The 20,179-nt window shown below is 60.3% G+C and carries 18 protein-coding genes; 13 read left to right on the top strand and 5 right to left on the bottom strand.

Annotation, left to right across the window (positions count from 1 at the left end; all coding sequences use genetic code 11):
* The first annotated feature begins 54 nt into the window (after positions 1-54).
* The gene (locus tag H7847_RS10815) at positions 55-492 is read left to right on the top strand and encodes a host attachment protein (RefSeq protein WP_227269502.1); all 438 of its coding nucleotides are present in this window, start codon (positions 55-57) and stop codon (positions 490-492) included.
* Positions 493-523: 31 nt separating this feature from the next.
* Positions 524-970, top strand: a complete 447-nt coding sequence (locus H7847_RS10810; RefSeq protein WP_227269501.1) for a universal stress protein — start codon at positions 524-526, stop codon at positions 968-970.
* A 119-nt stretch (positions 971-1,089) separates the two neighbouring features.
* Here the strand turns inward: H7847_RS10810 and H7847_RS10805 are convergent, their stop codons facing one another.
* Complete coding sequence (locus H7847_RS10805; RefSeq protein WP_227269500.1) at positions 1,090-2,220, bottom strand: site-2 protease family protein; 1,131 nt, start codon at positions 2,218-2,220, stop codon at positions 1,090-1,092.
* A gap of 60 nt (positions 2,221-2,280) precedes the next feature.
* The gene (locus H7847_RS10800) at positions 2,281-3,003 is read right to left on the bottom strand and encodes a VIT1/CCC1 transporter family protein (RefSeq protein WP_227269499.1); all 723 of its coding nucleotides are present in this window, start codon (positions 3,001-3,003) and stop codon (positions 2,281-2,283) included.
* A 48-nt stretch (positions 3,004-3,051) separates the two neighbouring features.
* Here H7847_RS10800 and H7847_RS10795 point away from each other — a divergent pair, with 48 nt between their 5' ends.
* Positions 3,052-4,122 carry a sodium:calcium antiporter gene (locus tag H7847_RS10795; RefSeq protein ID WP_227269498.1) on the top strand — a complete coding sequence of 357 codons (1,071 nt, stop codon included), beginning with the start codon at positions 3,052-3,054 and terminating at the stop codon, positions 4,120-4,122.
* Here the strand turns inward: H7847_RS10795 and H7847_RS10790 are convergent.
* Positions 4,107-6,686, bottom strand: coding sequence for a cation-translocating P-type ATPase (locus H7847_RS10790; protein WP_227269497.1), 2,580 nt, complete (start codon positions 6,684-6,686; stop codon positions 4,107-4,109). The genes H7847_RS10795 and H7847_RS10790 overlap by 16 nt on opposite strands.
* Before the next feature lie 132 nt (positions 6,687-6,818).
* Between H7847_RS10790 and H7847_RS10785 the strand changes: the two genes are divergently transcribed.
* Complete coding sequence (locus tag H7847_RS10785) at positions 6,819-7,166, top strand: phasin family protein (RefSeq protein WP_227269496.1); 348 nt, start codon at positions 6,819-6,821, stop codon at positions 7,164-7,166.
* A gap of 2 nt (positions 7,167-7,168) precedes the next feature.
* Here the strand turns inward: H7847_RS10785 and H7847_RS10780 are convergent, their stop codons facing one another.
* Positions 7,169-8,818, bottom strand: a complete 1,650-nt coding sequence (locus H7847_RS10780; RefSeq protein WP_227269495.1) for a PHA/PHB synthase family protein — start codon at positions 8,816-8,818, stop codon at positions 7,169-7,171.
* A 199-nt stretch (positions 8,819-9,017) separates the two neighbouring features.
* Positions 9,018-9,524 carry a flavodoxin family protein gene (locus H7847_RS10775; RefSeq protein WP_227269494.1) on the bottom strand — a complete coding sequence of 169 codons (507 nt, stop codon included), beginning with the start codon at positions 9,522-9,524 and terminating at the stop codon, positions 9,018-9,020.
* 120 nt (positions 9,525-9,644) lie between these two features.
* Between H7847_RS10775 and H7847_RS10770 the strand changes: the two genes are divergently transcribed.
* The 9 genes from H7847_RS10770 to H7847_RS10730 all read left to right on the top strand — a co-directional run bounded on the left by H7847_RS10770 (position 9,645) and on the right by H7847_RS10730 (position 19,845).
* Positions 9,645-10,319: a Crp/Fnr family transcriptional regulator gene (locus H7847_RS10770; protein ID WP_227269493.1), complete on the top strand. Its 675-nt coding sequence runs from the start codon at positions 9,645-9,647 to the stop codon at positions 10,317-10,319.
* 327 nt (positions 10,320-10,646) lie between these two features.
* Positions 10,647-11,078: a hypothetical protein gene (locus H7847_RS10765; protein ID WP_227269492.1), complete on the top strand. Its 432-nt coding sequence runs from the start codon at positions 10,647-10,649 to the stop codon at positions 11,076-11,078.
* A 426-nt stretch (positions 11,079-11,504) separates the two neighbouring features.
* A complete protein-coding gene (locus H7847_RS10760) occupies positions 11,505-12,488 on the top strand; it encodes an NAD(P)/FAD-dependent oxidoreductase (protein WP_227269491.1) in 984 nt (327 codons plus the stop codon).
* 196 nt (positions 12,489-12,684) lie between these two features.
* Complete coding sequence (locus H7847_RS10755; protein WP_227269490.1) at positions 12,685-13,380, top strand: ABC transporter ATP-binding protein; 696 nt, start codon at positions 12,685-12,687, stop codon at positions 13,378-13,380.
* On the top strand, positions 13,377-15,752 hold the full coding sequence (locus tag H7847_RS10750; RefSeq protein WP_227269489.1) for an ABC transporter permease: 2,376 nt from the start codon (positions 13,377-13,379) through the stop codon (positions 15,750-15,752). The genes H7847_RS10755 and H7847_RS10750 overlap by 4 nt, the downstream gene beginning before the upstream one ends.
* Positions 15,742-16,791 carry a lipocalin-like domain-containing protein gene (locus tag H7847_RS10745; protein WP_227269488.1) on the top strand — a complete coding sequence of 350 codons (1,050 nt, stop codon included), beginning with the start codon at positions 15,742-15,744 and terminating at the stop codon, positions 16,789-16,791. The genes H7847_RS10750 and H7847_RS10745 overlap by 11 nt, the downstream gene beginning before the upstream one ends.
* A gap of 65 nt (positions 16,792-16,856) precedes the next feature.
* Positions 16,857-18,005 carry an acyl-CoA dehydrogenase family protein gene (locus tag H7847_RS10740; RefSeq protein ID WP_227269487.1) on the top strand — a complete coding sequence of 383 codons (1,149 nt, stop codon included), beginning with the start codon at positions 16,857-16,859 and terminating at the stop codon, positions 18,003-18,005.
* Positions 18,006-18,301: 296 nt separating this feature from the next.
* Positions 18,302-19,333 carry a chemotaxis-specific protein-glutamate methyltransferase CheB gene (gene cheB, locus H7847_RS10735; protein WP_406675987.1) on the top strand — a complete coding sequence of 344 codons (1,032 nt, stop codon included), beginning with the start codon at positions 18,302-18,304 and terminating at the stop codon, positions 19,331-19,333.
* Complete coding sequence (locus H7847_RS10730) at positions 19,330-19,845, top strand: chemotaxis protein CheD (protein ID WP_227269485.1); 516 nt, start codon at positions 19,330-19,332, stop codon at positions 19,843-19,845. Before cheB ends, H7847_RS10730 begins: the two co-directional genes overlap by 4 nt.
* The last annotated feature ends 334 nt before the right edge of the window (positions 19,846-20,179 follow it).

Genomic DNA, 20,179 nt, shown 5'->3' with positions numbered 1-20,179 from the left:
GCTCAATTGATCCGATCTGCAAATCTGCAGGTGCGAACCGATCAGGAGTGGACCGTGAAACCTGTTGTGACATGGATTGTATTGGCAAACACGCGTGAGGTCAGGATCCTTGTCAATCGAGGTCCCGGCAAGGGTCTGGAGCCCTTGGCGAATAAGCATTGGCGGGCGGAGGGCGTGGACAAACCCCGCGACAAGGCGGGGGTCGGACACAGCATTGCCGGTCCGGCGGTATCCGCGGTCGACCCCGGTGATCCTCAACGGCAGAGCGACATCCGGTTTGCGCGGAAGGTGGCGGGTCGGCTGTCCAACAGTTTGGATAAGAAGCGGTTCCACCGTCTGGTGCTTGTCTCTGGGCCTCTGATGCTCGGGTTGTTGCGAGGTGTTGCGGAAGACCGTCTGAAAGACGTGATCGTGGAGGAAGTTGCAAAAGACCTGACCGCGCAGCCAATTGACGTCGTAAAATCCCATCTGGGTGCGGTTATAGCGGTCTGATCCGCACCGCCCATCAGAAAAGAGAGCCGTTATGTTCCGACAAATCATCGTGGGCCTCGACGGGTCCGAAAAGGCCAAATCGGCGGCCCGGATCGCTTGTGATCTGGCGAAATACTATGCCGGGACGGTGACACTTGTGCATGTTTCGCGCGCAGAGACGGCAGCAGAAGCTGTCAGCGCAGGTGACGGAGACCACGTGCCCCCCCTGGTGCCGACCTTTGAAGAGGCCGAAAAGGCCGGTCAAAAGATCCTGGACGAAGGGTTGAAGATCGCGGGGGACATCGGATGCAAACGTGTTGAAACCCGCATGCCGCACGGGGATCCTGCGACAGAATTGCTTGCCTGTGCCGATGAGATCGGCGCGGACCTGATCGTAACGGGGCGCCGGGGACTGAGCCGTGTTGCCGGGCTGGTGCTGGGCAGTACCACGCAACGGGTCAATCACCTGGCCAAATGTGCGTGTTTGTCGGTTGTGTGATGATGACTGGTGTCAGCCTTTGGCCTGCGTCTTAAACGACGTGCGGTGCGGGTGACCGGGCGGACCTGCCTTGGAAAGAGGGCCATCTTCAGTCTTCGGTGCATCTTTGAGAAAACCCCTCACTGATGATAAAGCGCATCCGCGATTTGAAGGCACTCCGTGACATCGGCCAACGTTATGACGCCCACCAGCTTATGGTCTTCCGTAACCAGAAACTTGCGGTTCCTCGTGGCCGCGATTGTCGTCAGCAGGTCCTGAATGGGCATATCCGGCGCGACTGTCGTTTTGGGATCGAGCCCTGCAAAAACATCACCGACGTGCGTATTTGCCCAGTTTTCCCGATCAATCCCCGACAGCAACGTCTGATCCATATGCCCCAGCAGAACACCGTCTTCGACCACGGGGGTAAAGCTGATCCGGTGTTGCAACATGATCCTGTTGACGAACTCGGCCAATGTCATTTGGGGCGCGACGATGATCGGCGCGCTGTTCATCAGGGTCTCTACTGTTTTCCCCTCAAAGACTTTGCGGGCGAGTTGCGTGCGATAGCTTGAGCGGGCCGCGAACAGAACGAACCCACCCAGCAGCATCTGCCACATTCCCGCGATGAGCGCCCCTTGGAAGAGCGCAAAGAGACCCATCGCCATCAGGAAATAGGCAAAGATCGTACCGGATCTCGATGCGATTTCCGTTGCCCTGAGCGCGTCGCCCGTGCGGTGCCAAAGATAGGCGCGCAGGACGCGCCCGCCATCCAGTGGAAATGCCGGCACCAGATTGAAGAGCGCAAGCACGAGGTTGACCAGCGCAAGATATGACAGAACGGCTGTGCCGTTTGAAAAATCCGGGAAAACCTGTGCGAGCTGTGCCAGACACCAGAAACCCAGCGCCAGGCAAAGGCTCATCGCGGGCCCTGCCAAAGCCACCCAGAATTCGACACGCGCCGACTGCGGCTCGGCTTCGAGCTCCGCCACGCCCCCGAACAAAAAGAGGGTGATGTTTTCGACGGGTACGCCCAGCCTGCGCGCGACAACCGAATGCGCCAATTCGTGCAGCAGCAAGGACGCAAAGAACAGCAGCATCGCGATCACGCCCATCAAGAGATATGTCTGATAGGCCTCACCGGGGAAGACAGAGGGAAAATAACGCCGCGATAAACTCCAGGTGATCAGACCCGCGATGAGGAGCCAGCTAGGATCAATTTTGATCTGAAAGCCATTGATAGAGAATAGTTTTACCGAGTTAGAGAACATAAAAAGCCCCATCGTTGGCGTAAGAGTATCATGACGTTGGCTCGGTTTTTTTGATTTTGCTCAATCGCCTGCGAGATGAAAGAGCCCGCCAACGCCAAAGGCAATCAAGGCGGCCAAGGCCCCGATTGCAAAAGTCTCCAATCCCGACCACCACCACCGCGACAGGGACCACCGGCTTTTGCAGGCGCCAATGAGGAAGAATGTTAAAAGAGTTGCAAAAACAGATATTTGGAGTGCGTTTTTCATCTCGATCACATACGGAATCAGCGGCACTGACCCGGCCATGAGAAAGGCTCCGAATGTCGCCAATGCCGCGCGGATGGGGTGCGGTTGATCCTTGGATAGGCCGTATTCGTCCGTAAGCATCAGATCGATCCATTTTGCCTTGTCCTGAGAGATCAGGTCAGTCGCCTGTGTCAGAACCTCGCCGGATAATCCACGCAGGGCCAGGATCTGGCGCAACTCTTCCAATTCGCCGTCCTTGTGGTCTTCAAGGTGTTGCTCCTCAATGCGAATAATCCGCTTGCGATCATCGAGTTCGGCCTTTGTGCCGGAGTAGTTGCTGGCCGCCATCGAGAACCCATCCGCAAGGATATTCGCGATGCCAAGTGTGACGATGACACCGTGGGAGAGCCCCGCACCTTCGACGCCGGCCACGATGGCGAAGGTCGTCACGGCCCCGTCGATGCCGCCGTAGATCATGTCTTTTAGATACGCAGCTTGGTTTCCGGAGGACAGGCGTTGGGCAATTTCTGTGCGGCTGTGACCGTGCTCTTGTTGCATAGGTGCATGTTCTCACCCGCGCCAGGGGCATGGATTGAGCGATATCAAATGGCTCTTGCGGAAATTCGCTACCGCAAGGCCATGGGTATTCCCGAAACCTCCTTGATACAGAGCCTGCTGGCGTTCCTGTGCTGCGCGGCTGTGGTGTGGATCTCCGGGGCGCGCCTTGCCTATCTGGCCGATACGCTGGCGGATCGGTTCAAACTGGCAAAATCGCTGGTGGGGCTGCTGCTGTTGTCTTTGGCAACCTCACTGCCCGAGGTCGCGACGACATTGACCGCCGCGGCCCAGCAAGCGCGTGATCTCGTGTTGAACAACCTCTTTGGCGGTATTGCGCTGCAAACGGCCATTCTTGCCATGTCGGATTTTTGGGCGCGTGGTGCGATTACCAACTACCCGCGCAAGGCCAATCACGCTCTGGAGGCGACATTACTGGTTCTTTTGCTCTCTGTCGCCTTGATCATCACCAGCCTGGGCGAAACCTTTGTGATCTACAATGTCGGATTTGGCAGCATTTTGATCGTGGGGACATATGCCGGGGCGGTCTGGCTCTTGCGCCGCTATGACAATGAGAGCGATTGGGTGCCGGTTGATCTGCCCGATCCTGAACCGCTGCCCTTTCCGGCGCCTTCCGGTCTGGCGGAAACGGTGAATGCCTCCCTTGTCTGGCAAGCCATCGTCGCCTGCCTGGCCATTCTCCTGTTTGGCATATTGCTTGTCTTTTTTGCCGAGCGCATCGCGGCGCAATCGGGCCTTGGCACAGGGTTTATCGGGGTGACGCTGCTGGCGGTGGCGACCTCTTTGCCGGAATTGACAACAAGCATCACGGCGGTTCGCATCGGGGCCTACACGATGGCGATTTCCAATATTTTTGGCAGCAACCTCATCATGCTGGTCTTGGTTTTCCCGGCAGATATTCTGTTTCGGGAGGGGCCCATCCTGCAACAGACCTCCCAGACCGTCAGCCTTGCGCTCTCGTTTGGCATCGCGGTCACCGCAATCTATCTCGTCGGGCTGATCGTCCGGCGCAAACCCAAAATCGGCACATTCGGGCTGGATTCCATCCTCGTGCTTATCACCTTTCTGGCCAGCCTCGTCGCCTATTACGTGGTGCGCTGATGCCATAGCGCCAGCGCCTTCAAAACTTCGGGAACGATCAGGATCGGGATTGTAAAAATCGCGATCCACAGCCATTCCGCAGGGCCGATCGGCACGGTGCGCAGCATCGCCTGCAGGGGAGGCCAATAGACCGCCAGAACCTGCGCGCTCAGGGTCACGGCGAGCGCGGCCAGCAGGAAAGGGTTGCTGAACCAGCCGATTTTCCAGCCCGGCAGGCGGAGCGATCTGAACGCAAAAACACTGGCTTTTTCGAAAAAGACCATGGCAGTAAACGCGGTTGTGCGGGCGAGTTCCACCCCCTGATCCAAAAGCTGAAAGAAGATCCAGAGGCTGGCCCCGCCGGTGTAAAGGCCCAGCAGGAGGATGGACAGAATGCCCCCCGCACCGAGGATCTGTGTGTTCTTGCGGCGCGGCGGGTGTTGCATCTGGTCCGGTTCGGATTTTTCCATGCCGAGCGCAACGGCGGTCACCCCATCGGTGACGAGGTTCATCCAGAGGATTTGCGTTGCCAGAAAGATCAGCGGGCCACCGATGGCGATGTTGACGACGAGAGCGATGACCTCTCCCGCATTTGAGGACAAAAGGTACCGAACGAACTTGCGGACGTTGGCGAATTGGCGTCTGCCTTCGCCGATCGCCCTTACAATCGTGGCAAAGTTGTCATCCAGCAGCACCAGATCCGAGGCGTCCTGGGCAACATCCGTTCCCCGAATACCCATGGCCACGCCGATGTCTGCTTTCTTGAGGGCAGGGGCGTCATTGACGCCGTCACCGGTCATTGCCACGATCTGACCCTGGCTTTGCAGCGTTCCGACGATCCGCATCTTCTGCTCTGGCTTCGTGCGGGCAAACAGCACGTTTTGGGCCAGCAGCTCGGCCAATGCCTCATCGGTCAACTGGTCGAGCTCTGCTCCCGTGAGCGGGGTTTCCACATCCAGTGCCAGCTGGTTTGCGATGGCCGTTGCGGTGATCGGACTGTCCCCGGTGATCATGATGACACGTATCCCGGCCGACACTGCCGAGGCGATGGCGGCTTTCACCTCTTGTCTGGGCGGATCGATAAGGCCGACAAGCCCCAGAAATGTCAGGTCTTCCTCGACGATCTTGGGATCGGCGGTGCTGCGCTGTGCCAGCGCAATGACCCGCAAACCCCGGGCTGCCAAGTCAGCGTAGGCTGCGTTTATGGTCGCAATGTGCTCGGGCGTGAGGTCTTGCAGGCCATCTTGGCCCATGATGCGTGAGCAGATTTCCAGTATCTGCTCGGGCGCGCCCTTGGACAGCACCACCATGCCGTCAGGCGATTGATAAAGAACACTCATGCGCTTTCGGGCGCTGCTGAAAGGGATCTCGGCCAGAAGGGCCTGCTCCTGCGAAGGAGCGCACCATCCCTTGTAAGCCAGGGTGACAAGGGCCCCTTCGGTCGGCGCACCGGTCATGGTCCATGTGTCACCTTGCCGGGTGAGGCGGGCGTGGCTGCAAAACAGCCCGGTTTGCAGAACGGCCGCCAAGAGAGGGTCGTCACCCGCTCGAAGTCTTTGGCCGTTGGCTTCGATATGTCCTGCCGGGTCATAGCCCGTCCCCGTGACGTCGTAGGTCCGATCCACCGTCCAGATATGGGTGGCGGTCATCTTGTTTTCGGTGAGGGTGCCGGTTTTGTCGGTGCAGATGACCGACGCCGCACCAAGCGTTTCGACGGCCTGCAAGCGTCTGGCCAGAGCGTTCTGGCGCACCATCGCCGTTGCCCCGAGAGCCAGCGTGATCGTGACCACCGCAGGCAGCCCCTCGGGAACCATTGCGACAGAGAGGGACAACCCGGTCATAACCATTTCACCGATGTCGCGCCCCAGAGCGACGCCAAGGATGCTTACCCCGGCAGCCACCAGGATGGCGGCGATACCCAGCTGGCGCGCAAGCTGGCCCAGCTTGACCTGAAGGTTCGTGACCTTGGGTCCGACGGCCCCTGTCAGATCGGCGATCTTGCCGAATTCGGTATTTGCCCCGATCGCGGTGACGCGGGCTTCGCCGCGCCCGGCAACGATTGCGGTGCCTGTAAAAACGACGGGTTCTGCGGCGTCGGGTGATTTGGGAACCGGCACCGACTCCCCCGTCAGGATGCTCTCATCCGCGCGCAGCTCGGAGGCGCGGAGCAATACTGCATCGGCGGCGACCTTGATGCCCGGAGACAGAACAAGAATATCCCCCGGCACAACCTCGCGGGCGGGAATGACCTGCTCTTCACCGTCTCTTATGACCATGGCCTTGGGGGCCAGCATCTTGCGCAGCGACGCCAGGGCGGTCTCCGCCTTCCACTCCTGCACAAACCCCAAGACGGCGTTGAGCAAGACCACAACGCCGATTGTTGCGGCATCCAGGACCTCTCCGAGCGCAACCGCCACGCCGGCAGCGACGATGAGGATGATGATCAAGAAACTTGAGAATTGCCGCAAGAAGACCCCAAGTGCGCTGGCGGTCTTTGCGACCGGCAACTCGTTCCAGCCGGAACGTTCCCGCGCAGCCTGTACTTGCTCTGGCGTCAGGCCAGAGTCGTGATTGAAGGTTGGCAAAAGAACTCTCCAACTGGGGTGGCCTGCCTTCGATACCTGTTGTCGGTGCGCGGGCGCATTGAGCAATGTCAATCAGCGCCGCACCAAGTTGGATTATTCTCAAATCAGCCAACATTCACTGGAGGATCAGACATGGCGAATAAACAAGACAAGGAATCAAAGCCAAGCAGCGAAACACCCTTGAACGCGCTTTCGCAGCTTCAAGAAGCGGGCCTTGGAAATTTCATGGGGGCCAGCACGGCCTGGGTGGAAGCGCTGAGCGATATGGGGGCCGAGATGGCCAGTTTCGTGGCGGAGCGGATCAAGGAAGATGTGAAAACCCAGCATGAAATACTGCACTGCAAGAACGTGGCGGACCTTCAGCAGATCCAGGCGGAATTCATTCGGAAAGCGTTGGATCAATATCAGGCCGAAACCGGGAAACTGGTTGAGATGGGCGCCAAGGCATTCGCCCCGACACCGGGCAACAAGACACCCTGAACCTATCCAAGCACATAGTGGCCGGGTGCGCTTCCATAGGACTTTACGGGCGGCGAGCGGGGGTCCACCGCATCGCCGCTCTGGGTTTTCATCCACTCCGACCAATGCGTCCACCAGGACCCGTCATGAGGCGCATGACGGTCGAACCAGTCGGGCGCCGTGACATGCGCATCGCCTTCCGTTTTGTGCGCTGCGCGGTAATGGCGGTTCTTGTGGCCGGGCTCGGACAGGATGCCGCCGTTATGGCCGCCGTTTGTCAGCACGAAGGTCACATCCGTGTCGGTAAGCATCAGCAGCCTGTAGACAGATTGCCAGGGTGACACATGGTCCTGTTCTGTTGCCACGCAATAGATCGGACAGCGGATATCAGTGAGGGCGACCGAGGCACCATCAACCTTGAACCGGCCCTTCGCCAGCGCATTTTCCAAAAACAGACGTCTGAGGTATTCAGAGTGCATTTTGGCCGGCATCCGCGTCGCATCCGCATTCCAGGCCATCAGGGGGTTGTCCTTTGTACGTTCCCCGAGCAGGTAGTGGCGCACGACGCGGCTCCAGATCAGATCATTTGTGCGCAGCAGTTGAAAGGCCCCCGCCATCTGGTCGGCTTTCAGATAGCCTTGGGTGGTCATCAGATCCTCAAGAAAGGCCACCTGGCTTTCGCTGATGAAAAGGCTCAGTTCGCCGGGCTCGGAGAAATCCACCTGCGAGGCCAGGAGGCTGACCGAAGCCAGTGTGCGATCCTGATCCCGCGCCATGGCCGCAGCCGCGATGGAAAGCAGCGTGCCGCCCAGACAGTACCCGACGGCATGCACCCGCGTTGCGCCCAGCTGCCTGAGATGCGTCAGCGCGGCGCGGGGGCCGAGGTCAAGGTAATCCTGCATCGACAGCTCCGCATCCGCGGCGTCCGGGTTCTTCCAGGACAGGATAAAGACCTCGAACCCCTGGTCCCGAAGATAGGCTACAAGCGATCGTTGATCGGTCAGGTCCAGAATGTAGTACTTCATGATCCAGGCGGGCACGATCAGGATCGGTTCAGGATAGAGTTTTTCGGTTGTCGGCCGGTACCGGATCAACTCGACCAGCTCATTTCTCAGGACGATGTCGCCGGGCGTCGTGGCCAGATCGGTGCCAACGCTGTGCACGCTGGCGCGCCGGGGGTGGCCCGAAATCATCCGGTTGAAGTCTTCCATCCAGTAGCGGGTCCCGCGGATGAGGTTCTGCCCGCGTTCCTCCACCGCACGTTCCAGCACCTGCGGGTTGGTCAGGGCAAAGTTTGTGGGTGCCATCATGTCAAGCCACTGGCGGGCGGCAAAATTCATCATGCGTGCATGTTTGGGGTCTACCCCCGGCATGTCGCCGGTTGCCTTGTCCCACCAGTTCTGAACGGCCAGAAACCCCTGTGCATAGAGGTTGTAGGGCAATGTCTGCCAGCTGGGATGTTGAAAGCGTGGGTCCTGTGCGGTTTCGGCAGCCCCGGCGGTCAAAGTGGCGCTGAGCAGCTCTGCCTGCTTTTCCGGCGAGGCCAGCAGGTGCAAAGACCAATCCGTATAGGCGGTGGCAAGGGCGGCTGGCGACAGGCCGCCGGTAAACTGCCCGATGATCGAATGCCAAACGGCATCCAGCCCCCTGATGTTATTCGACTTTGCCGTCACCGCCGCGACCTTTCCGAATGTACCCCGCCTCGGGGCGTGGCTGGGCGACGGTCTCCGCTCACAGCACTTGGCAATATGCGCGCACAGTCATCGTCGCAATGGTTTGGCAGCTTGCGGACCGCAGGGGCCTTGCCAGGCGCGGTCGGGTGCTTGTCCATCCCGGCAATCTTCTGGGATACGGTCATCTCACGCGGTATCTTCAACTGGCTTCATCTTGGGCCACGGCGCCGACAGTGCGTAAAAACGCCTCGACCACGGTATTCTCCTGCTCGGTCCCTTCTGCGCTGTTGACAAGAAATGCGGTGGCCGTCAGGGCGCGCCCCAGATCCTGTTCCGCGACGGTCAACGCCTTTTCCGCGGAGGACTGGCTGCCGGTGGTCAGGAACACATTGACCGATGCGGGCAGGTCAATGTCCGAGCGCAAGAGGGCCCGCAAGGGTGTGGCGGGGTAGGAGGTCCAGACCGGACCACAAAGCACAAGCCGGTCAAAATCTGCAAGGGTGGTAAAGCGTTGCGGCGCCAGAACACATTTTTTCCGAACGCTGTCGAAACCGGCATGCAGGTAGCCCAGAAGGCCGGACCGGTAAGAGGGGGCGTTCAGTGCGATCAGCTCACCCCCCAAGGCCCGTGCCAATCGTGTGGCCAATCGCTGTGAATGACCGGTCAGTGAGAAATAGACCACTGCAGTCTTGTTGGTACGATCCATCCGGACATCTCCAATTCTGTTTCGCTCTTTTTGGCACTGCGTGCTGCGAGGCCGTTGACAAATATCAAAGGACTCAACCCTCTGTTGCGGTATTGATGCGCGGAAAACGGATCAAGACAGATGCTGACCTTTTCAAATTGGCGTGCTACCTTCCCCGGACTTTCTGGTATCTCAAATCAGGCGGCGGAACTTCTGGACCGAAAGGCACGGTCTGTCAGGATTCCCGAGGGGTCTGTCGTCTTTGGCCCAGGCAGCCCCGCGCGGCATCTTCTGCTGTTGGTCTCGGGCTCTGTGCGGGTGCAACAGCTCTCCGAGACGGGCCGCGAAATTGTCCTTTACCGCGTGCAGTCGGGCGAAAGCTGCGTTCTGACGACAGACTGTCTGTTGGCCTTCGAGGATTATTCGGCCGAGGGCATTGCGGAGACTGATGTCGAAGCCATGCTGATCCCGCGCCATGACTTCGATACGCTGATATCGCTGTCAAAGGAGTTTCGCGCGTTTATTTTTGACGCCTACTCGAAGCGGATTGCCGATCTGTTTGTCGTGATCGAGGAGGTCGCCTTCAAGCGTTTGGATATTCGGCTTGCCCAGAAGATCCTGGAATTGCTCGACGCCCATGGCATCCTTCAGCTCACTCACCAACAGCTTGCCGTCGAATTGGGCACCGCCCGGGAAGTGGTTTCACGCCAGCTCAAGGAATTTGAGCGTCGAGGGTGGCTCAGACTAAGCCGGGGTGCTCTGGCGGTCACGGAAATGGATCCGATCCGCCACTTGGCCGAGGCGCCCCTGTCCTGATCGGATCGGGGATGGTGGTCCGGTTCGTCATCCTGGCGCTTTTGACAGGCTCTCGCGATGCACGCAGTCACCCGTCCGGCCTGCTGGACGAGGAAGCAAGGCACGTCATGCGCCGAGACAGGGAAGGGCCCTGCAAGGTGGTCGGCTTCACCGCGCGCGCCTGGCCTGCGATTTGCATCTTCTTGCTGGTGCTGCAGATCCTTGCACAGGCCAATGGCAATCTGACCGGTGCGCTCAGCGAGGGAGTAAATGCGCGGAACCGATCCTTTGCAGCGATTGTGCCGGCCCGTCCCTTTTCGAAGTACCGGCATCCGGCGGGATCGTCTGTTGTCCTCGTCAGAAGGCAAGCAGGCCGGACGCATCCAGGGCCTATTTTCGTTGCTGGAAGCGGCCATCACTGTCGGGACGGCGTTTTTCATCATCTATGCCCGGAACATCGACCCCTTCACCAAAGATCTGACCGGGGCGCAGCGCATCCTGCCGGGGCTGGTGAGTGCGGCAATCTTGACCATGATCGGGGTCTCCGCGTGGCGGACGTCCGGCACGTTTTTCGACGGCACCAGGGATGGCGCGGGCGAGGGTGCAGAGGAGTTGCCCGACGGCGAAGGAGGTGTGGGCGGCAGCCGGCTCTCCGTGCGGCTGCGTCACCACAGCGGGCCGGTCTTTACGATCCCGTTCAGTTCCATGGGTACGATCCAGAACCACAGCCGGGACTGGGTCGCGGTCAAGCTGTCGTTTGAAGTCTCGCTCGACGAGTGATCTGAAAAAACTCCGCAAGCTGGTCAAGAAAGTAGGGGTTGAGTTGCTCGAATCCCCGGAACTCGATGGGCAGTTTCCGGCTCCGCTCAAAAGTCAGGGCGCGGTGGCCCTGATCGGGACAGATTACAAGATCGGGATCAAGTTCACCTCCGAACCCGGCCAGCAATTCCTGATCCGGCGCGAAGCACCGAATGCGATCCCGAAGGGCTTTCAGGAGAAAAACATCGAAATGGCAGCGCCGCGTGTCATCGTCGGTCGACACCAGGGACCAGGCAGAGGCCGCGCAAGCCGCGGCAGATGCGCAGCTTCAATCCGCCGGGTGACCGGGTGGGCGCCGCGGGATGACATCTGCCGTTTTTGCGCGGCATGCTGGCCGCCACGCGTCAGCGGCCTAAGTCCTTGGATAGATTAAACGAAGGGTCCATCATGTCTCATCTCCCTCGCATTGCCATTATCGGTGCCGGTATCACCGGGTTGCGGCTGGCCCAGCGTCTGGTGGCACAGGCGGACGTTGATATCTTTGAGAAATCACGCGGCTTTGGCGGGCGGATGTCGACCCGGCGTGCGGAAGATTTTCAGTTCGATCACGGGGCGCAGTACTTTACGGCCCATACCGCGGCATTTCGCGAATTTCTGACCCCTTTTCTGGCGGATGGAACCGTCGCCCGCTGGTCGCCGGAACTGGTCGATTTGACCGCCGGGCAGGCATCGGGCCGGGCATGGACAGCCCCGCGCTATGTGGCGCTGCCTGGGATGAATGCGCTGTGCAAGGCGCTGGCGGTCGACCAGAAGGTGTGGCGCAGCACGCGCGTTGCCGCCATTGAACGGGTCGGGGCGGCATGGTCTCTCATCGCGCTCGATGGGGAGAGATATGGCCCCTACGACTGGGTTCTCTGCACGGCACCCGCAGAGCAGTCGGCACAGCTCATGCCAGTTGAATTTGCTGAAAGCGACGCGCTGAATACCGCCCGGATGCAGGGCTGCTACAGTCTGATGCTGGGCTTTGCCGATCCGCTTGATACGGGATGGGAGGCGGCAGTGGTGCGCGACAGCCCCCTCGCTTGGATCGCGCTGAACAACTCCAAACCGGGTCGGTCCGAGGCCACGAGCATCCTGTGCCAATCCTCGAATGATTGGGCAGAGGCCCATTTGGAAGACGATGCGCAGGCGGTGACCGCCCGCCTCAGCAATGCTTTGGCGGCGGCTACCGGGCTTGAGGTAGGGCGCGCGCAATATGTGTCGCTGCACAAATGGCGCTTTGCAAAGGTTGCCTGCCCGGCAGAGCAACCCTGTCTTGTGGACCCACAAAAGGGGCTTGGTGCTGCCGGAGACTGGTGCGGGGCCGGACGGGTCGAAGCCGGGTTTAACAGTGCGGATGCTTTGGCTGTGGCAGTAGCTGACTGCCTGTGAAAGGATATCATAATCAGATATTTGCTGCGCGTTCTTGATGTTTTGATCAGCATGCAATGATGATGTGGTCTCAAATGCTGAAGACAGAGGTGGCAATTGGCCCGCGTTCCGTGGTCGATTAACCGCGTCTCGTCCCTTGTGTTCCTGCCGGACTGCGCCATCTCTTGGCATGTAGAACGAAACCGGGCGAACAGAGATGGTATTGAGACTTTCACATGTTGCAAAAAGCTATTCCGTGGGGGGGACGGCTGTTGAGGTGCTGCGCGATGTCTCTTTCGACCTTGGCGCAGGCGAGACACTGGCGTTGGAGGGTGAATCCGGCAGCGGGAAAAGCACCGTCCTTCATCTGATCGCGGGTCTCGACGCACCAACGCAGGGGGCAATCGAGGTTGAGGGCACCGAGATCACGCGCCTTTCCGACACAGAGCTGGCAAAAATGCGCCGCGGCACCGTGGGTGTCATCTTCCAACAGTTCAACCTGATCCCCAGTCTGACGGTGGGCGCCAATATTGCCTTTCACGCGCGGCTTTGCGGTGCATTTGATCCTGCGTGGACGGATCATCTGGCGGCCCGCATCGGGCTCGAGCATCACCTTGAGAAGTATCCCGAAGCACTGTCCGGTGGCCAGCAACAGCGGGTCGCCATTGCGCGCACGCTGGCGGCCCGTCCCAGGCTGATCCTGGCGGATGAGCCCACCGGCAACCTGGATGAAGATACCGCAGACACCGTCCTGGCGCTGATGCTGGAAAGCGCTCAGGAAGCCGGGGCAGCGGTCTTGATGGTGACCCATTCTGCCCGGCAGGCGGCCCGCATGGGGCGGCGGCTCATACTCTCTCACGGGGCGGTGAGTGAGAGGTCAGCGGCCGGTGCCGGAGCGGCAGCCGCGCAATGATCGGGCAGGGGGTTCAGGCGCTTTGGTCGCATTGGCGCTACAACCCGTGGCAGCTGATAACCCTGCTGGCGGGCCTCGCGCTGTCTACCGCCCTTTGGTCGGGGGTGCAGGCCATCAACGCGGAGGCGCGGGCCAGTTACGCCCAGGCCTCGGACCTGCTGGGGGCGGCGGACGTCAGCCGTGTGGTGCGCCGCGACGGGGCAGCGCTGAGCGTTGCGGAGTACGTAAGCCTGCGGCGGCTCGGTTGGCCCGTGAGCCCCGTGCTGGAGGGGCAGGTGGACATTAACGGGCAATCGTTTCGCATTGTCGGCATAGATCCTCTGACCTTTCCCGCAGCCTTGCCCGAGAGCGCAGGAGAGGAAGGCGGTCTGACAGCCATGCTGGGAACGGAGGCGCTGGCGATGGCGCATCCCGACGACATACCCGAACTCGCGGGATCAACGCTCATCCTGCGCCCGGACGCGACACGGCCGCGCGGCAGCGTGTTGATGGATATCGCACAGGCGCAGCAGGTCATGGGGCCACAAGGATCGATCAAGCGCTTGCTGTTGGGCTCCGTGATGCCGCTGAACCACGCACCGCTGCCGCCGGAATACCGGGTGGCGCAGGCCGGGGTGCAAACGGATGTGACCCGGCTGACGCAGAGCTTTCACCTCAACCTGACGGCTTTCGGGCTCTTGTCCTTTGCGGTGGGAATTTTCATCGTCTATGGCGCGGTCGGCCTCGCCTTTGAGCAGCGCCGCGGCGTTTTCCGAACCCTGCGCGCTCTGGGGCTGCCCCTCAACCGGCTGATGCTGCTGCTGGTGGCGGAGCTGACGGTGTTCGCCCTGCTTGCCGGGGCGGCGGGGGTTGCCCTTGGGTATCTGATCGCCGCGGCGCTTTTGCCGGATGTGGCCGCCACGCTGCGGGGGCTTTACGGAGCCGATGTCGCGGGGCAGTTGCAGCTGCGCGCGGCCTGGTGGGCCTCGGGGCTTGGCATGGCGCTGGCGGGCACCGCGATCGCCGCGGCGGCGGCCCTGTTCAAGCTGGCGCAGATGCCGCTGCTCTCTTTCAATCACCCAAGGGCGATGAGCGTGGGGGCCTCCGTGGCCGGGCAGCGGCTGGCCGGGGGGGCCGTCCTGTTGTTCCTCCTGGGGATCCTTGTTGCTCTTTGGGGCGAGGGGATTCTGGCGGGCTTTGCGCTGCTGGCGTGCCTGTTGATCGGGGCCGCCTTTTGCGTCCCCTGGTTTCTCGCACAATGCCTGAGCGTCGCCGAACGTCTCAGCACCCGCGCCGTTGTGCAGTGGTTCTGGGCCGACAGCCGTCAGCAATTGCCCGGTCTTTCCATGGCGCTGATGGCGCTGTTGCTGGCGATGGCCGCCAACATCGGTGTGTCGACGATGGTGTCCAGCTTTCGGATGACCTTCACCGCCTACCTGGACCAGCGGCTGGCTTCCGAGCTCTACCTCAATGCCCGCGACGCGGCGCAGGCCGAGGCGCTGCTGGGCTATCTGGGCACCGCCGCCGATGCCGTTCTGCCCATCGTTTCCGTGGACACCCGTCTGGGCGGGTTGCCGGCGGAGGTGTTCGGCATTCGCGATCATGAGACCTACCGCACCCACTGGCCCTTACTGCAAGCAACGCCGGATGTCTGGGACGCTCTCGCCGCCGGGGAGGGCGTGTTGGTGAATGAACAGCTGGCCCGGCGCGAGGGCTGGGGGATTGGCCAGACACTTCCCACGGGCGACCGCCTGATCGGCATCTACAGCGATTATGGGAATTCCGCGGGCCAGATGATCCTGGGCGAGGCGCTCTTTTCCGCGCGCTACCCGGACGTGCCGCGCCTGCGGTTCGGGGTGCGCACCGATCAGCCGGAGGCGCTCGCGGCGGCGCTGCGCGCCCGCTTTGATCTGGACGAGGAGGCGCTGATAAACCAGACCGATCTCAAGGCGTTTTCGCTTCAGGTGTTTGAGCGGACCTTCTCGGTGACCGCCGCCCTCAATGTGCTGACCCTGTCGGTGGCGGGGCTGGCCATTCTCATCAGCCTGCTGACGCTGGCGACGATGCGGCTGCCGCAGCTGGCTCCGGTCTGGGCCCTGGGGCTGACCCGGGCCGCTCTCTCCCGGTTGGAGGTGGTGCGGGCGGTGTGCCTCGCGGCCCTGACCGGCGTGTTGGCGGTGCCGGTCGGACTGCTGCTTGCCTGGGTGCTTCTGGCGGTCGTGAATGTCGAGGCGTTCGGGTGGCGATTGCCAATGTATTTTTTCCCGCTGGATTATCTGCGTCTGGCGGGGTTGACGCTTGTCGCCGCTTTCCTGGCGGCGCTCTGGCCGGCGGTCAAACTCGCCCGCACCGATCCACAACGGCTGCTGAAGGTGTTTAGCAATGAACGTTAGAAGCATGCTGTATGCATTTATTTTCCTTGTGATTTTTGCGGGTCAGGGTGTCGCGCAGGGGTTTGCGGGCCTGGGCCAGTCAGCGGACGCTTTTGCGCAGCCGGAGCGCGGGGGCAGCTTTGCCTTTCCAGCCGATCACGGGGCCCATCCCGCGTATCAGATCGAATGGTGGTATGTGACCGCCAACCTCAAGGACGATCAGGGGCGTGATTTCGGCCTGCAGTGGACGCTCTTTCGCTCCGCCATGGCCCCGGAGGAGCGCCCCGGTTGGGACAGTCCTCAGCTCTGGATGGGGCACGCGGCGGTGACCACCCCGCAGGACCATTTCGTGGCGGAGCGGATCGCGCGCGGCGGGGTCGGGCAGGCAGGTGTCACGGCGGCGCCGTTTGAGGCCTGGATTGACGAGTGGCATATGGCAGGCGACACGCTGGATCAGGTCGAAATGCGGGCCATGGGGGCGGATTTCGGCTATCAGGTCACGCTCACCGCGCAGGGACCACTGGTGTTTCACGGTGAGAACGGTTTTTCTCAGAAATCCGCCAGCGGGCGCGCAAGTTACTATTACTCGCAGCCCTTTTATGCGGTTGAGGGCACGCTGATGCTGCCGGACGGGCCTGTCGAGGTCACCGGGACCGCCTGGTTGGACCGGGAGTGGGCCTCGCAGCCACTGGCCGCGACGCAGGTCAGCTGGGACTGGTTCTCCATGGTCTTTGACGAGGGCCCCCGGCTGATGGGCTTTACGCTGCATGACAGCGATGGCAGCGATTTTACCCAGGCCACCTGGATCGAACCTGACGGGACCACAACCGCCTTTCCCAACGGCGCTTTCCTGGCCACGCCGCTCGACACCACACGGGTCGCAGGGCGCGACGTCCCGACCCGCTGGCGCGTGCAATTGCCCGACAAAGGGGTCGATGTTACGGTATCGGCGTTGAACGGATCCGCCTGGATGACCACCTCGATCCCCTATTGGGAAGGGCCCGTCCGGATCGAAGGAACCCATAGCGGTCAGGGCTATCTGGAGATGACCGGTTACTGAGAGCCCCTTGCAGGCTGAGAGGAGGATGCTATCCCTGTGCGGGGGCAAAGAGGGACGAGGCGCATATGGATTTCGCACTGACGGAAGAACAACAGGCCATTTTCGACATGGCCCATGGTTTTGGACAAGAGCATATCGCCCCGCACGCCCGCGCCTGGGAGGCAGCCGGAACGATCCCGAAAGACCTCTGGCCAAAGGTGGCCGAACTGGGTCTTGCCGGGATCTACGTCTCTGAAGACCACGGCGGGTCGGGGTTGAACCGGCTTGATGCCACGCTTGTTTTCGAAGCCCTTGCAATGGCTTGTCCCTCCGTCGGGTCGTTTCTGTCGATCCATAACATGTGCGGCGGCATGATCGACGCCTATGGGTCTGAGGCGCTCAAGGACCGATGGCTCCCGCCTCTGTGCCGTATGGAGGCGGTGTTTTCATACTGTCTGACCGAACCGGGATCAGGGTCGGACGCCGCCGCCCTGCGCACCCGCGCAGACCGCGACAACGAGGGCTACGTCCTGAACGGCACCAAGGCGTTTATCTCGGGCGGCGGCTATTCCGATGTTTACCTCACCATGGTGCGTACCGGAGAGCCGGGCCCGCGCGGCATCTCCGCTGTCTTGGTCGAAGCGGATCGCACCGGGATTTCCTTTGGCGGGTTGGAGGATAAGATGGGCTGGCGCGCGCAGCCCACGGCACAGGTGCAATTCGACGCCTGCAAGGTGCCCGGCGAAAACCTGGTTGGTGAGGAAGGGCGCGGGTTTTCCTATGCCATGGCGGGGCTTGACGGGGGACGTCTGAACATCGCCGCCTCTGCCTTGGGCGGCGCGCAGGCAGCATTGAACGCGGCCCTGTCCTACACCAGTGAGCGCCAGGCCTTTGGGACCGCAATCAACAGCTTTCAGGCGTTGCAATTCAAACTGGCCGATATGGAAGTCAAGCTGCAAACCGCCCGTGTGTTTTTGCGGCAGGCGGCCTGGAAACTCGACAGCAAATCGCCGGACGCCAGCAGGTTTTGCGCCATGGCAAAACTCTATGTTACCGATGTGGCCTTTGACGTCGCAAATCAAGCCCTGCAACTGCATGGGGGCTACGGCTATCTTGCCGATTACGGGATCGAAAAGATCGTGCGCGACCTGCGCGTTCACCAGATCCTTGAGGGTACCAACGAAATCATGCGCGTTATCATCTCGCGTCAGTTGATCGAACCTGAGTCCACATAAAAAGATACTCTTAACTATTTGTTTTTATTATATTTAACTTATTATACTTGATGAATTCCTGGACCGCAGTTCGAAATTGATTAGAAACACGCCCCATTTTCTTCGACCCTATTAAGCCAGCCTTCACTTATCTGCCGCATAGCTCACAAGGCGTGCCAATTGGGCGGTGCGTTGCCTGCAGTTTTGGGGAAGATGTCTTGGCGCTTTTTTCATCATCAAATCATTCTGCTTCCGAACCGGCCAAGAAGGTCCTTATCGTAGACGATTCGCGGGTCATACGGGCCTGGCTGCGGACCGTGCTTTCTTCTGACCGGCGGTTGGAGATTGTCGGTGAGGCATGTGATGCCGTTGAGGCGCGGGATTTCCTGCGCCGCAATGCAGCGGATGTTCTGACGCTTGATATCGAAATGCCCGGCATGAGCGGTCTGGAGTTCTTGACCCGTCTGATGCGCGCGCGCCCGATGCCGGTTGTTATGCTCTCCAGCCTGACGAGCAAAGGCAGTGATGCTGCCATACAGGCCCTCTCGCGGGGGGCCATCGACTGTATTCTCAAGCCATCCAAAGGCTTTGATCAAGATCTTTCACGTGACATCTGTGACCGTGTATACCAAGCGGCCTGTACCAATGTCGCCCGGTTGCAAATGGGCAATCCGGACCCGCATGACACGCCGCCCGGTGCAGGCGCATCGCCTGCTCTGAGTGGGATATCCTGCCGTCGGTCTTCGCTGATTGTGATTGGCGCTTCGACAGGGGGTGTCTCCGCAATCGAAGCGGTTTTGCCGCGGCTGGATCCGATCGGGCCGCCTGTTGTGATTGTTCAGCATATGCCAGGAAACTTCCTGCAAAGCTTTACAGAGCGCTTGCAGCGTCAGCTGCCGCAAAACGTCAGGCTGGCGGAAGAGGGCGTGGTTTTTGAACGTGGCGACGTTGTGCTGGCCCCAGGCATTGGACGCCATACAGAGGTCATTCAGCGGGCCAATGGATGGCAATGCCGGTTTGTGGATAACGATCCCGAAATGCTTCACTGTCCTTCGGTCGACCATCTTTTTCACTCTGCGGTCCCGCAAGCGCGTCGTGTGACGGCGGCGATTCTGACCGGTCTGGGTCGAGATGGTGCAGAAGGGATGCTGAAACTTGCTGAGGCAGGCGCAGTGACATTTGGTCAGGATGAAGAAACCTCGGTCGTCTATGGTATGCCACGCGCGGCTTTCAGCATTGGTGCCGTTCAACATCAACTTCCGATACACCGGCTGGGTGATGCCATTCGATTGGGTCACACTGGCACAAAACAATCGGCGAAAAACCTCTCTCGGGCGGACAATCAATGAGCAAGGATCGTAGGCATATTACTCAAGGCGAACGTGCCGTCGGTGGACATCCCGATCAGGTGATAACCACCATTCTGGGATCCTGCGTTTCGTGTTGCCTTTGGGACCCTGTCGCGCGGGTTGGCGGCATGAACCACATGCTTTTGACTGTCAGCACCAACAGTACCGGCGTTTGCAACCTGGCAGGGATCAACGCAATGGAGCTATTGATCAACGATATTCTCAAGCTTGGCGGCAGCCGGGATCGTTTGCGCGCCAAGGCATTCGGCGGGGCCAGGATGGTGGCCGGCCTGAGTGATATCGGCAGGATGAACAGTGAATTCACGCTCGATTTTCTTCAGAAAGAAGGCATTCACTGTGAGAAACACTCTCTCGGTGGAGATGCGGCGCGCCACATCATGTTCTGGCCAGCCAGCGGACGTGCGATGCAGAAAGCGCGGGCTGATGAGGTCATACAAAATGAAGTTCCAATGCCAGCTACAGAGGCGGGAAATGGATTGGAATTATTTTGATCAACTATTGCTGTCGTTCAGAGAAATTTGGTCCTGACCTTCCCCCAATGCTGCCTCGTTGGTAACAAGAGTTTGCGGGTTTTTGATGTGCTAGCCGAAAGTGTCCCAGGTCTGGGCGAGATTTTCCGCGCTTTTGCTCACACAGACGGGCTGGATGCGCCTGGCAATTCCATCAGTGCTGCCGGGACCTTGTTCCTGAGCCGATAGTGACCTGCTGCCCGAAAGCTGGATCGATCAGAGCTGGAATTTTCCATTTATGATCCCGCGTGCGGGAGAAGGAGAGTTCTATGAAGAAGAGTAAATTCATGGAGGCGCAGAGAGCGTTTGTGCTGAA

Origin of the sequence: Roseobacter weihaiensis, from assembly GCF_020622345.1 — a bacterium.
Classification (GTDB): domain Bacteria; phylum Pseudomonadota; class Alphaproteobacteria; order Rhodobacterales; family Rhodobacteraceae; genus Roseobacter; species Roseobacter weihaiensis.
The sequence above is the reverse complement of the archived record's forward strand: the minus strand, read 5'-3'. Positions and strand labels throughout refer to the sequence as shown.